Genomic DNA, 12308 nt, shown 5'->3' on the forward strand with positions numbered 1-12308 from the left:
ACCGCTTGCAGCGGCCACCGGTACGGTCGGCAGGAACAAGGGGGATCAGGCCGACCATGCCTCGCGGGCGGCTTCGAAGTCGCCTGGCGTGGCCAGCGAACGGCCGTCGATGGCCTTGTCGATACGCTTGACCAGACCGGTCAGCACCTTGCCCGGGCCGCACTCGGCGATCCGGGTGACGCCACGGCCAGCCAGCGCCTGCACGCACCCGGTCCACTGCACCGGCTGGTACAGCTGCTGGACCAGCGCAGTACGGATCGCGTCAATGCCGTCATGCACCTTGGCGTCGACGTTCTGCACCACCGGCAGCTGCGGCGCCTGCCAGGCCAGGCCGGTCATCACTTCGGCCAGGCGGTTGGCGGCTTCGCGCATCAACGGGGTGTGCGAGGGCACGCTCACGGCCAGCTTGACCGCCTTGCGCACGCCCTTCTCGGCCAGCAGCGCCAGCGCACGGTCGACCGCGTCGGCGTCGCCACCGATCACGATCTGGCCCGGCGAATTGAAGTTGGCCGGCACCACCACCTGGCTGCCTGCGGCTTCGGCGCAGACGTCCAGCACCAGCTGGTCTTCGGCGCCGAGCACGGCGGCCATGGCACCGACGCCGGCCGGTGCGGCTTCCTGCATCAGCTGGCCGCGCAGGCGCACCAGGTGCGCACCGTCATGCAGGCTCAGCGCGCCAGCGGCGACCAGGGCGGTGTACTCGCCCAGGCTGTGGCCGGCCAGCACCGACGGGCGCGGACCGCCCACGGCGTTCCAGGCGCGCCACACGCCGATGCTTGCGGCCAGCAGGGCCGGCTGGGTGTATTCGGTGCGGTTGAGCATTTCCTCCGGGCCACCCTGGGACAGCGCCCACAGGTCGACGCCGGCACCATCGGATGCCTCGGTGAAGGCTTCACGCACCTGCGGGTGCAGTTCAGCCAGCTCGGCCACCATGCCCACAGACTGCGAGCCCTGGCCGGGGAAGACAAAAGCGAGGGTGGATACGGTCACGCGGTCATCCGCTTGTTGCAATCGAAGCGGGCCATGATAAGGGGGAACATGCCGTGTCGTCTGTACGTGCGCGTATGCACGCGTATGGTGGGCCAGCCGCGGAACGCCGCCGGGCATGGCCCGGCGGACGCACGGTCAGCAGAACAGCTGCAGGACGTCCAGATCGCCGTCGGCGAGGAAATCCACGCACAGGCCTACCAGCATCAGCACGCCAGCGGTGCTGGCGCCATGGGCGATGAAGATGGAGTGGGCCAGCGCGCGCGCCGAGCGGCCCAGCTTCATGCAGACCCGGGCCAGGCTGCGCAGGCGGCCAGTGACCGCATGCACGTGCTCGCGCACCGGCGCCTGCGCATCGCCCATCGCCTCGGCCATCATCGCCTGCAGGTGCTCGGGGCGGTCGGCGTAGTACTTGGCCACGCCATAGCCGAACATCAGCCAGTCGCGGGCCTGCGCTTCGGACAGATCCATCACTTCCAGCGGATCTTCCTCGAAGTCGATGAAACCGACCTTCTCGCCATCCCAGGTGAGATTGCGCGGCAACGGCTGACCGAAATAGGCGCCGCGCGCATGCGCTGCGGCAATGGCCAGCATGGCCGCCATCACCAGGCGGTCGCGACCGGCCTCGTCGGCTTCGCGCAGGCAGGTATTGAACGAACTGCCGTTGTCGCCGATCACCAGCGCAGCATGGCCGGTGCCCAGCACATCGGGCACGTTCACGCCCTGCGCCTGCAGTTCTGCAAGGCGACGGGCTTCGGTTTCGCGCGCGGCGTCACCGCCACGGTGCGGCGGCGGGCGCAGGGCATCCAGATGGAAACGACGGGCAACAAAATTGAGCAGGCCAAGGGCCAGCGCGCGGCTTCCCTTGCCGTACTGCTTCAGCCAGGCACGTTGCCCTTCGATGACGATGGGCTCAACCATGACAGGTCCTCCTTAAACGCGTTACGGCCCCAGAGGGGCCGCAACGACAAAGCTTCACGTTGTCGTAACTTGCACTATCAATAGCGCAGCAGGGCCGAACCCCACGTGAAGCCGCCGCCGAAGGCTTCCAGCAGCAGCAGCTGGCCGCGCTCGACGCGGCCCGAACGCACCGCGGCGTCCAGCGCCAGAGGCACCGAGCCGGACGAGGTGTTGCCGTGCTTGTCGACAGTCACCACCACCTGGTCCATCGACATGTCCAGGCGCTTGGCGGTGGCTTCGATGATGCGCAGGTTGGCCTGGTGCGGAATCAGCCAATCCAGGTCGGACTTGTCCAGGCCATTGGCAGCCAGGGTCTCGTCCACGACCGAGTCCAGCGCCTTGACGGCGTACTTGAACACGTCGTTGCCCTTCATGTTGATGGTGCCGCCACCGTTGGCGCCGTCCTTGAAGCCGGTCGAGACGCCCACCGGGTTCCACAGCAGCTCCTTCTTGCTGCCGTCGGCATGCAGGTGGGTACTGAGGATGCCGGTTTCCTCGTCGGCCTTGAGCACGACGGCGCCGGCGCCATCGCCGAACAGCACGCAGGTGGTGCGATCGTTCCAGTCGACCATGCGGGTCAGCGTTTCGGTGCCGATCACCAGCACGTGCCTGCAGTCGCCGGAACGGATGAACTTGTCGGCCACGCCCAGCGCGAACACGAAGCCCGAGCAGGCGGCGTTGACGTCAAAGGCAGGGCACCCCGCAACACCGAGCTTGGCCTGGATCAGGCACGCGGTGGAGGGGAAAATGAGGTCGGGCGTGGTCGTACCGACCACGATCATGTCGAGCTGCGAAGCGTCGATACCGGCCGCTTCAAGTGCGCGCAACGCGGCCTGGTAGCCGAGGTCGCTGGTGGTTTCGCCTTCGGCCGCGATGTGCCGTTCACGAATGCCGGTGCGCGACTGGATCCACTCATCCGAGGTTTCGACCATTTTTTCCAGGTCGGCGTTGGTCAGGACTTTTTCCGGCAAATAGCTACCGGTGCCCGCGATCCTCGAGTAGATCCGCTTGCTCATCATGTTTCCTGTTGCGCGGGCCGCCGATCACCGGCACGCCCGGGAAAGAAGGCAAAGGCCGCTGCCCGGGGGCAGCGGCCTTCCCGGCACATCAATCTTCTTCGACGGCCGAGGTCTTGGTCTGGATGACCTTCTTGCCGCGGTAGAAACCGTCGGCAGTGATGTGGTGACGCAGGTGCACTTCGCCGGTGGTCGGGTCGGTCGACAGCTGCTTGGCGCTCAGGGCGTCATGCGAACGGCGCTGGCCGCGGCGGGACGGGGTAACACGGGATTTCTGCACAGCCATGGGATTGCTCCAAACTCGGTTCGTTTTGCTTCGTCGTATCGTCGCGCAGGACGCCAGCGCCCAGCACACTTTCGCTTTCGCCGCAGCCGCCGACGACAATCCGGCTGCTATTGTTTCTTCAATGCCGCCAATGCCGCGAACGGATTGGCCTTCTTTGTTTCTTCTTCGCTCGGCGCCCAGTCCTTGTCGACTGCTTCACCGTCGGGCGACAGCGGCACCACAGGCACCGCCAGCACCAGCTCGTCTTCGACCAGGTCCAGCGGACGCAGCTGGCCGTCTTCCGGCACCAGCAACGCCTCGTACTCCTCCGGCAGGGACGATTCCTCGTCCTCGTCGCGGATCAGGCCAAGCCTCTGGGTCACCTTCACCGGCAACAAGAATCGCTGCATGCTGCGCTGACAGGTCAGCGGCAACGCGGTGTCGATGGTCAGTTCCACATAGGATACCCGCAGGACGTCGTCGCGACCGAATTCAAGCGAGTAGGAACACTCGCCGTCGGTATCTGCGACCAGCCCCTGCAGGCGGGTCAATTCAGCCAGGGAGACCTGGCCGTCGAAGCGCCTTCGCGCTACGACCATCCGCCAGGCATCCAGCGATTCGGGCACGTTCGCGGACATAAGCCGCTGAATACTAAGGATCGGGGGGGCTGCTGTCAAATGCCCGCCATACAGCACTTGCTGCTGGCGCTGCGCACAGGCCAGACTGCCGCACCCTGCCCCGGTATTCTCGCATGTCACTGGTCCTGGCCTCCACCTCCCGCTACCGCCGCGAGTTGCTGCAGCGGCTGGGCCTGCCCTTCGACTGCGCGCGCCCGGAGGTGGATGAAACCCCGTTGAACGGTGAGACGCCGCTGGCCCTTGCAACGCGCCTTGCCACGGCCAAGGCAACCGGAGTCGCCGCCCGCCACCCCGGCGCCTGGGTGATCGGCTCGGACCAGGTGGCGGACCTGAACGGGCAGCCGCTGGGCAAACCGGGCACGGCCGAGGCGGCCTGCGCGCAGCTGGCGGCGATGTCCGGGCAGACGGTACGCTTCCATACCGCCATCAGTCTCACGCGAGGCGGAGAATCATTCAGTGCCGTGGATCTGACCGAGGTCCGTTTCCGCGCGCTGGGCCAGGAGGAGATCGCACGCTACGTGGCCACCGAACAGCCGCTGGACTGTGCCGGCAGCTTCAAGTGCGAGGGCCTGGGCATCAGCCTGTTCGAAGCGATCGACAACCGCGACCCGACCGCGCTGATCGGCCTGCCGCTGATCGCGGTATGCGGATTGCTGCGCAGGGCCGGTTTCGCGGTGCCCTGAACTGTAGCGTCGAGCCCTGCCCGACGGCTTCTGCTGTAGATGGCAGGCGGCCCGGAAAAAGCAGTCGAGCATGGCTCGACCCTACAAAAGCAGAAGCCTCAACGGACCTCGAACGGCTGCTCCTGCCATTGCTCCACGCTGCCATCGCGGCCATACAGGCGCAGGCCCAGCCAATGCCTGCCCGGCGCCAGCGTGGTGGTATCCAGCGATGCGTCGAAGCCCACCGCCGGGTGCTGCGGATCGGTGCTGTCCGGCCACACGGGGCGCACGTCGAACACACGCCCATAGCGGGCGTCACCGATGGAACGGCCATCGACCAGCACTTCGACGCGTGCCAGGCCGACGCCATCCTTGAACGCCCAGCCCTTGATCGCGAACGTGCCGGACACCTTCTCGCCATTGGACGGCGCATCCAGCCACGCCATCGCCGGCGTCACGCACGGCCCTTCCGCGCGCTGCACCGGCAGGCGGAACAACAGGAAGCGCTGGAACCCGTGATCACTGCTGACCACGCGTGGCGCAGGCATCGGCCCCACCTGATCGCAGATGGCGTGATAGCGCTCCAGCAGCTCGCGATAGCGCTGGTCGCTGGGTGACAGCACCAGCAGCATCGGCGCCGTGCGCTCGCCCTCATGCAGCAGGCCCCACTGTGCCAGCTGCGCGGTGCGGCCATGCTTGTCATTGAGCGGATGCGGCAGCACCTCGATGTTGCCATTGCCCAGCTGGAAGCCCAGTTCGGCGCCGACCTTGAAGTTGCCGGCCAGCACGCGCGTCCCTTCCGGCATCTGCCGAAGCTCTTCATGGACCGCTACGGCCAGTGGTTGCCAGCCAGCGAAATTGCGCGGGTAGTACTTGCTGCCGGCCATCTGCTCGCGCAGTGCCGGCGTGGATGCCATCAGGTAGTAGCCGAACGCCAGCACCATGCCCGCGCCTGCCAGCCACCAGCCGGTGCGGCGCAGCCAGCGCGGCCAGCCGTTGAGCACTACCGGCACCGCCACCAGCAGTGCGAGGTAGCCCGGCAGCGGCCAATGGAAACTGATCCGCTCGACGTCAGTGAAGAAGCCAAGCACGAAAATGCCCAGTGTGGATACGCCGCCCACCAGGCCGAAATAGCGCCACTGCACGCGCGCACCGCCACCGCTCCGGGTTCCTGCCAGCGCCACCTTCCACATCGCCATGCACAGGATCGGCGTCACCAGCATCGGCTGGATCACCAGGAACCACAGCCCGCCCCATTCAAAGGCCCAGGGATGACGCTCGACCACCTGGAATTTCAGACCGGCATCGTGGTTGTCCGCATTCCACGCCAGCAGTGGCAGCCATGCCAGCACGCCCACCGCCAGTGCGACCCATACGCGCGGATCGGCCAGCATGCGCCGCCCCTGCGGCAATGCCAGCAGCGCGATGAAACCGACGCCGATGACACCGATGAAACGGTAGTGGCTGAGTGCACCGATCAGCAGGCCCAGCGCCAGCTTCATCGCCGAGGAGGCATCCACGTTGTGCAGCAGGCGCGCACCGGCGTGCAGGCAGATCACCGCCGCCAGCGCCATCGGCACGTCGGGTACCGCCAGCAGGCCCAGCGTCGCCGACAACGGCATCAACAGCGTGAGGCTGCCCGCCTGCCAACCCGCCACATTGCCGAACCAGCGCGTGGCCGTGCGCACCACCAGCAGCGGCAACAGCGCACCGATGGCCAGGAACGGCAGGCGCAGCGCAAGCACGTGATGACCGCCGAGCTCCACGCCCAGGCGGGCCAGCCAGGCGGTCAACCCGGGCAGATCCGAATAGGCCGCGGCCAGATGCTGGCCTTCCTGCCAATAGAACGCTTCGTCGACGAACAGCGGCAAGCGCGCGGCAACGATCAGCTTGGCCGCTGTGACCAGCGTCCATAACCAGAGAAATATCGTCCGTGCGCGCTGTTCGCCTTGCATTGCTCTATGGATAATCGAGTGGATTCCAGATCTGAGACGATCATGCCAGCTTCGTCCCCCAACCCCAGCATGCTAACCGATCAATTGCGTCAGGCCCTGCGGGAGGCACAGGATCAGGTGAACGCACTGGTACTGGGCAAGGTGCCGGAAGTCAGGCTGGCGTTCGTCGCATTGCTGTCCGGCGGTCACCTGCTGATTGAAGATCTGCCCGGCCTGGGCAAGACCACGCTGGCGCATGCGCTGGCCAGCAGCCTCGGCCTCAGCTTCCAGCGCGTGCAGTTCACCTCCGATCTGCTGCCCGCCGATGTGCTGGGCGTGTCGGTGTATGAAGCCGGCAGCCGTCAGTTCCAGTTCCACCCCGGCCCGGTGTTCACCCACGTACTGCTGGCCGACGAGATCAACCGCGCACCACCGCGCACGCAGAGCGCGTTGCTGGAAGCGATGGCCGAGCAACAGGTCACCCTGGATGGACAGACCCATGCCCTGCCCGATCCTTTCTTCGTGATCGCTACGCAGAACCCGGTGGATCTGTCCGGCACGTTCCCGCTGCCGGATTCGCAGCTGGACCGCTTCCTGCTGCGACTGGCGATGGGTTACCCCAGCGCGCAGGCCGAGCGCGAGCTGCTGCGCGGCAGCGATCGCCGCGACCTGATCGCGCGTGCCGTACCGAAACTGGATGACACCCAGGTGCGCGCGCTGCGCGACGCGGTGAACCAGGTGCATGCCAGCGACGCGCTGATCGACTATGTGCAGGCGCTGCTGACCCGCAGCCGCCAGCATGCCGGTGTGCGCGTGGGCCTGTCGCCACGTGCGGGCCTGGCGCTGCTGCGCGCGGCCAAGGCACATGCACTGCTGCTGGGGCGCGGCCATGTGGTGCCCGAAGACGTGCAGACCCTGTTCGTGGCGGTGGCCGGTCATCGACTGGTGGCGGAAGCCGAATCCAGTTCGGGTCCGGCACTGGCGCGCGCGATCCTGCAGACCGTCGCGGTGGACTGAGCGTGGCCACACGCTGGGCACGCATGCAGCCGCTGGCTCGGCCACGCAGGCCCGAAGCCTTGCCGAGGCGGCTGGACCGCCATCGCATCTATGTGCTGCCCACCCGCTTCGGCCTGTTCGTTGCCACCCTGCTGACGGCCATGCTGCTGGGCGCACTGAACTACAACAACAACCCGGCGCTGCTGCTGGCCCTGCTGCTCGCGGCAGCAGCAATCGCCAGTGCCATTGCCGCGCATCTCCAGTTGTCCGGCGTGCAGATCGATGCGATCTCCGCCGAGCCGGTAGCGGCCGGGCAACCGTTGCGTCTGCGCGTGGACCTCTCACTGCGTGACCCGCGTGCGCGGCACGGCCTGCATCTGCAGCTGGGTGACAGCAACGCCTGGACCTCGCTGCCTGCGCACGGCCGTGGCGAAGTGGAACTGGACGTTCCCAGCGAATGCCGTGGCTGGCTGGAACTGCCGCGCATCCGACTGTCCACCACCCAGCCGCTGGGCCTGGTGCGGGCGTGGTCGTGGGTGTGGCCGGAACAGCCGCTGCTGGTCTACCCGCTGGCCGAAGCCGTGGCGCCTGCACTGCCGGAGAGCGGCAGCGATCCGCTGCACACCCGCGCCCATGCCAGCGGCGAGGAACTGCATCAGCTGCGCCCCTACCGGGCGGGCGATGCGCCGCGCAGCATTTCCTGGAAGCACTCGGCTCGCCGCGACAGCCTGCTGGTGCGCGAGTACGAAAAGCCGGTCGGCATCGAAGTGATCCTCGACTGGCGCGCATTGGCGCCGTTGGGCCATGAAGCACGCATCGCTCGATTGGCGCGCTGGGTGGATGTGGCCGAGCGCGAGGGCCGCCGCTACACCCTGCTGCTGCCTGCACACCCGCCGTTCGGGCCCGGTCAGGGCGCCAGCCACCATCACCTGTGCCTGCGCGCGCTGGCGCTGATGCCGCATGACTGAGACCCCCGCCCTGCTCGATCGCAATGCCCGCAACTGGACCCTGGCCAGCGCGGCGCTGGCCTTGTTACCGTTGCTGCTGCAGCTGCCGCCACTGCTGGCTGGTGTGATCGCGCTGGCGGCGATCATCACCGCCGCCCTGTCGTGGCGGACAGTGTTGCCGATGCCGGTACGCCTGCTGCTGGTGCTGGGCATGCTCGGCGCCATCGTCTGGCAGATGGGCATGGTGCGCCCCGGGCGCGATACCGGTTGCGCACTGCTGGCCGCGATGCTGGCGATCAAGTCCAGCGAGCTGCGCAGCCTGCGTGATGCCCGCAGCCTGCTCGGCTTCGCGCTGTTCTCGCCCTTTGCAGCATTCCTGCTCGACCAGGGACCGCTGACAACCGCGCTGGCCGCGCTGGCCGGGGGCAGCGCACTGATCGCGCTGCAACGCCTGGCCCAGGATGAAGGTCATGCCGGCCGCCTGCCACTGCGCGGGCAGCTGCATGGTGTCGGCCGCCTGTTGGCGATCGGCCTGCCGCTGGCATTGGCCTGTTTCTGGCTGTTCCCGCGCCTGGCCACACCACTGTGGGGTGTTCCCGAGCGCGCCGTGGGTACACCGGGGTTGTCCGACAGCATGGAGCCCGGCCAGTGGTTGGACCTGATGGCCGACGACAGCCCGGCGCTGCGCGTGCAGTTCTTCGGCACTCCACCCGAGCCGGCGCAGCGTTACTGGCGCGGCCCTGTACTGACAGCCTTCGATGGACGGCGCTGGACACGCGACCGCGCCAGCGCGCGGCGGCCTGCTGCGGTGGTTGAAGCAAGTACACAGGGCTGGGATTACCAGATCGACTACGAGCCGACCGACCGCCGCCAGCTGGTGGCGCTGGACCTGCCCAGCCGCGCGCCTGCAGGCAGCATGCTGGATGCGGACATGAGCCTGAGCAGCGAACGCCCGCTGGCCTCGCTCAGCCGCTGGCGGTTGCATTCGGCCCCTCCCCTGCGTTTCGACAGCACGCTGTCGCCCTATCTGCGCCGCGCGACGCTGCAGCTGCCGACCGGCTTCAACCCGCGCACCGCCACGTTGGCGCAGCAATGGCGACAGGAGGCTGGCAGCGATGACGAGGCCATCGTGCGCCGCGCGCTGCAGTGGATCACCACCGACTTCTCGTACACGCTGGACACCCCTGCGGCGGGACGCGACCCGATCGACGAGTTCCTGTTCGGCTACAAGGCCGGCTTCTGTGAACACTTCAGCTCGGCCTTCGTGGTGCTGATGCGCAACGCCGGCGTCCCGGCGCGGGTGGTGACCGGTTTCGCCGGCGGCACCCGCAACCGCATCGGCGACTACTGGGTAGTGCGGCGAATGGATGCCCACGCCTGGGCCGAGGTGTGGCTGCCGCAGCGCGGCTGGGTCCGGGTCGACCCGACCGCAGCCGTGGCACCGGAACGCATCCTGGACACACTGGATGACCGCCTGCAGGCCGGCACGGACACGCCACTGCAGCAGCGTTGGCTGCAGCTGGGCCAGCTGGGCGACTGGCTGCGCCGCGGCTGGAACGACCTGGTGCTGTCGTTCGATGCGCGCCGCCAGCAACAGCTGCTCAAGCCGTTCGGGCTGGACGATCTGGGCCCCGGGCAGCTGGTCGCTGGCTTCGTGGTGGCCGCACTGCTGGCGCTGGCGTGGATGGCCTGGCTGCTGGCCCGTGGCGAGCGCGAACGCGACCCGCTGCTGCGCGCCTGGCACCGGCTCGGCCGGCGCTACGCCCGCCTCGGCCTGGCCCGTGAACCGCACGAAACCGCCCAGGACTGGGCACAGCGCGTACACCGGCAGCGTCCTGACCCGGCCCTGCTCGCGCTCAGCCAGCGTTTCGCTGATGCGCGTTACGCTGGAACTTGCACCGACCTCGCTTCATTATTGCGGGACCTGCGCAGGCATCGCCCGACTTCCGGAGCCTCCCCATGAACACCAAGTTCCTTCTCACCGCTGTGGCCACGCTGGCCCTGTCGGCCTGCGCCACGGCCCCCAAGCCGCTGCAGGGACAGTTCAGCCTGGTCTCCCCTCGCGATTCAGTCGCTACCCAGCAGGTCGGCACGCCGGTCCGTTGGGGCGGTCGCATCATCGAAACCAAGCCCGGCCAGGGCGAGACCTGCTTCCAGATCATCTCGCGCCCGCTCAATGGCAGTGGCCGCCCGAACACCACTTCGTCCGATGCCAGCGACGGTCGTTTCATCGCCTGCCGTGCCGGCTTCTACGACCCGGCGGTGTTCGAAGCCGGTCGTGACGTGACCTTCATCGGCAAGATCGACGGCTACCAGAACACCCGCATCGGCGAATACGATTACCGCCTGCCGAAGCTGTCGGCCGATGTGATCTACCTGTGGCCGGAACAGCGTCAGGTCGACGTGGTGCCCTATCCCTATGGCCCGTGGGGCCCGAGCCCGTATGGCCCGTACTGGGGCGGCTATGGTCGCTGGGGCTGGTGGTGATCATCACCGCACAGGCATGACGGAAAAGGCCGCCCTCGGGCGGCCTTTTCCATCCACGCCGGGATACGGTAGATCCACGCCAGGCGTGGATAGGGGCTTCAACGCCCCGGGGTACCGAAGTGCCCCAGCGGCGCACCGGCCAGCAGGTGCATGTGGATATGGAACACGGTCTGCCCGGCATCCTCGCGGCAGTTCATCACGATGCGGTAGCCGTCCTGAGCAAAGCCCTCACGGCGCGCGTACTCGGCGGCAGCCAGCGCCAGCTTGCCGATCAGGTGCGCCTGCGACGGCTGCAGGTCATCCAGGGTCGGAATGATCTCGTTCTTCGGAATGAACAGCACGTGCACCGGCGCCTGCGGTGCGATGTCCTTGAAGCCCAGCACCTCGTCATCCTCGTAGACGATGGTGGCCGGGATCTCGCGACGGATGATCTTGCTGAAGAGGGTTTCGTTGCTCATGATCGGCCTCGGCGGGGATGTCTCCCGCATTGTAGGCCGCCCGCGCCCGGCCATGCCGGCCGTGGCTCAATCGCGGAATTCGCTGCGCGTCCCGAACGCGTGCGACAGCGTGCCACGATCAACGTATTCCAGTTCGCCGCCCAGCGGCAGGCCCTGCGCCAGGCGGCTGGGCTGCACCTTGCGCGCGCGCGCCAGCTGCGCCAGGTAATGCGCGGTGGCCTCCCCCTCCACAGTGGCGCTGGTGGCGATGATCAGCTCCTGCACCTCGCCTTCGGCCAGCCGCCGCTCCAGCTGCTCCAGGCCCAGCTCGCGCGGGCCGATGCCATCGAGCGGCGACAGCCGGCCCTGCAGCACGAAGTAGACACCGCGGAAGCCGGTGGCGTTCTCGATGGCCAGGCGGTCGGCCGGTGATTCGACCACGCACAGCTGGCTGCGCTCGCGGCTGCTGTTGGCACAGGTCGGGCACAACTCGGTTTCGCTGAAATCGCGGCATTGCGCGCAGTGGCCGATGCGCTCCACCGCCAGCGCCAGGGTTTCGGCCAGGCGCTGGCCACCTTCGCGCTCGCGCTCGAGCAGGTGGTAGGCCATGCGCTGCGCCGTCTTCTGGCCCACGCCAGGCAGCACCCGCAGTGCGTCGATCAATTGTTCAAGCAGGGGTGCGGACACGGCGGCAGGCTTTCATTGCGTCGAGCAGGCTCGACGGCTGTTTGTAGAGTCGAGCCATGCTCGACTGAAGGTTGGAGCAGTCGAGCAAGCTCGACTCTACGGGATCCGTGGCACCCGGTTACACGGGTGCCACGCTGAAAATCAGAACGGCAGCTTCATGCCCGGCGGCAGCTGCATGCCGGCGGTGGCCGAACCCATCTTCGACTTCGACTCGGCATCGATCTTGTTCGAGGCATCGTTGAAGGCGGCGGCGATCAGGTCTTCCAGCATCTCCGGGTCGCTGGCCAGCGAC

At 67.5% G+C, this 12308-nt stretch carries 14 protein-coding genes; 5 read left to right on the forward strand and 9 right to left on the reverse strand.

The window, feature by feature from the left end:
- Positions 1 to 45: 45 nt before the first annotated feature.
- The 5 genes from fabD to ACMZ91_RS01665 all read right to left on the reverse strand — a co-directional run bounded on the left by fabD (position 46) and on the right by ACMZ91_RS01665 (position 3866).
- The gene (gene fabD, locus ACMZ91_RS01645; RefSeq protein WP_149908907.1) at positions 46 to 990 is read right to left on the reverse strand and encodes an ACP S-malonyltransferase; all 945 of its coding nucleotides are present in this window, start codon (positions 988 to 990) and stop codon (positions 46 to 48) included.
- Positions 991 to 1125: 135 nt separating this feature from the next.
- Positions 1126 to 1908 (reverse strand): BUD32 family EKC/KEOPS complex subunit, encoded by a 783-nt coding sequence (locus ACMZ91_RS01650; RefSeq protein WP_032127765.1) that lies wholly within the window; start codon positions 1906 to 1908, stop codon positions 1126 to 1128.
- 77 nt (positions 1909 to 1985) lie between these two features.
- Positions 1986 to 2963: a beta-ketoacyl-ACP synthase III gene (locus ACMZ91_RS01655; protein ID WP_005408309.1), complete on the reverse strand. Its 978-nt coding sequence runs from the start codon at positions 2961 to 2963 to the stop codon at positions 1986 to 1988.
- A gap of 91 nt (positions 2964 to 3054) precedes the next feature.
- Positions 3055 to 3249 carry a 50S ribosomal protein L32 gene (rpmF, locus tag ACMZ91_RS01660; RefSeq protein WP_005408308.1) on the reverse strand — a complete coding sequence of 65 codons (195 nt, stop codon included), beginning with the start codon at positions 3247 to 3249 and terminating at the stop codon, positions 3055 to 3057.
- A gap of 107 nt (positions 3250 to 3356) precedes the next feature.
- Complete coding sequence (locus tag ACMZ91_RS01665) at positions 3357 to 3866, reverse strand: YceD family protein (RefSeq protein ID WP_100437418.1); 510 nt, start codon at positions 3864 to 3866, stop codon at positions 3357 to 3359.
- A gap of 113 nt (positions 3867 to 3979) precedes the next feature.
- Between ACMZ91_RS01665 and ACMZ91_RS01670 the strand changes: the two genes are divergently transcribed.
- A complete protein-coding gene (locus tag ACMZ91_RS01670) occupies positions 3980 to 4549 on the forward strand; it encodes a Maf family protein (RefSeq protein ID WP_149908908.1) in 570 nt (189 codons plus the stop codon).
- 98 nt (positions 4550 to 4647) lie between these two features.
- On the opposite strand, the gene ACMZ91_RS01675 is transcribed toward ACMZ91_RS01670, so the two are convergent.
- Entirely contained in the window at positions 4648 to 6483 is a 1836-nt protein-coding gene (locus ACMZ91_RS01675; protein WP_032127769.1) for a glycosyltransferase family 39 protein, read from the reverse strand.
- A 42-nt stretch (positions 6484 to 6525) separates the two neighbouring features.
- On the opposite strand from ACMZ91_RS01675, the gene ACMZ91_RS01680 reads away from it, so the two are divergent.
- The 4 genes from ACMZ91_RS01680 to ACMZ91_RS01695 are packed head-to-tail and all read left to right on the forward strand — an operon-like array spanning position 6526 to position 10892.
- Entirely contained in the window at positions 6526 to 7479 is a 954-nt protein-coding gene (locus ACMZ91_RS01680; protein WP_032127770.1) for an AAA family ATPase, read from the forward strand.
- 23 nt (positions 7480 to 7502) lie between these two features.
- Positions 7503 to 8426 (forward strand): DUF58 domain-containing protein, encoded by a 924-nt coding sequence (locus ACMZ91_RS01685; protein WP_414577449.1) that lies wholly within the window; start codon positions 7503 to 7505, stop codon positions 8424 to 8426.
- Positions 8419 to 10368 carry a transglutaminase TgpA family protein gene (locus ACMZ91_RS01690; protein ID WP_149908909.1) on the forward strand — a complete coding sequence of 650 codons (1950 nt, stop codon included), beginning with the start codon at positions 8419 to 8421 and terminating at the stop codon, positions 10366 to 10368. Before ACMZ91_RS01685 ends, ACMZ91_RS01690 begins: the two co-directional genes overlap by 8 nt.
- A complete protein-coding gene (locus ACMZ91_RS01695) occupies positions 10365 to 10892 on the forward strand; it encodes a Slp family lipoprotein (RefSeq protein WP_032127773.1) in 528 nt (175 codons plus the stop codon). The genes ACMZ91_RS01690 and ACMZ91_RS01695 overlap by 4 nt, the downstream gene beginning before the upstream one ends.
- Before the next feature lie 98 nt (positions 10893 to 10990).
- Here the strand turns inward: ACMZ91_RS01695 and ACMZ91_RS01700 are convergent, their stop codons facing one another.
- The 3 genes from ACMZ91_RS01700 to ACMZ91_RS01710 all read right to left on the reverse strand — a co-directional run.
- Entirely contained in the window at positions 10991 to 11350 is a 360-nt protein-coding gene (locus tag ACMZ91_RS01700; RefSeq protein ID WP_014646179.1) for a histidine triad nucleotide-binding protein, read from the reverse strand.
- Positions 11351 to 11416: 66 nt separating this feature from the next.
- Positions 11417 to 12016 carry a recombination mediator RecR gene (recR, locus tag ACMZ91_RS01705; protein WP_032127775.1) on the reverse strand — a complete coding sequence of 200 codons (600 nt, stop codon included), beginning with the start codon at positions 12014 to 12016 and terminating at the stop codon, positions 11417 to 11419.
- A 141-nt stretch (positions 12017 to 12157) separates the two neighbouring features.
- Positions 12158 to 12308: YbaB/EbfC family nucleoid-associated protein (locus ACMZ91_RS01710; RefSeq protein WP_495497641.1), on the reverse strand; the 151-nt coding region annotated here is incomplete at its 5' end.

It is taken from the genome of Stenotrophomonas sp. FR024, assembly GCF_047500745.2.
GTDB lineage: Bacteria > Pseudomonadota > Gammaproteobacteria > Xanthomonadales > Xanthomonadaceae > Stenotrophomonas > Stenotrophomonas maltophilia_A.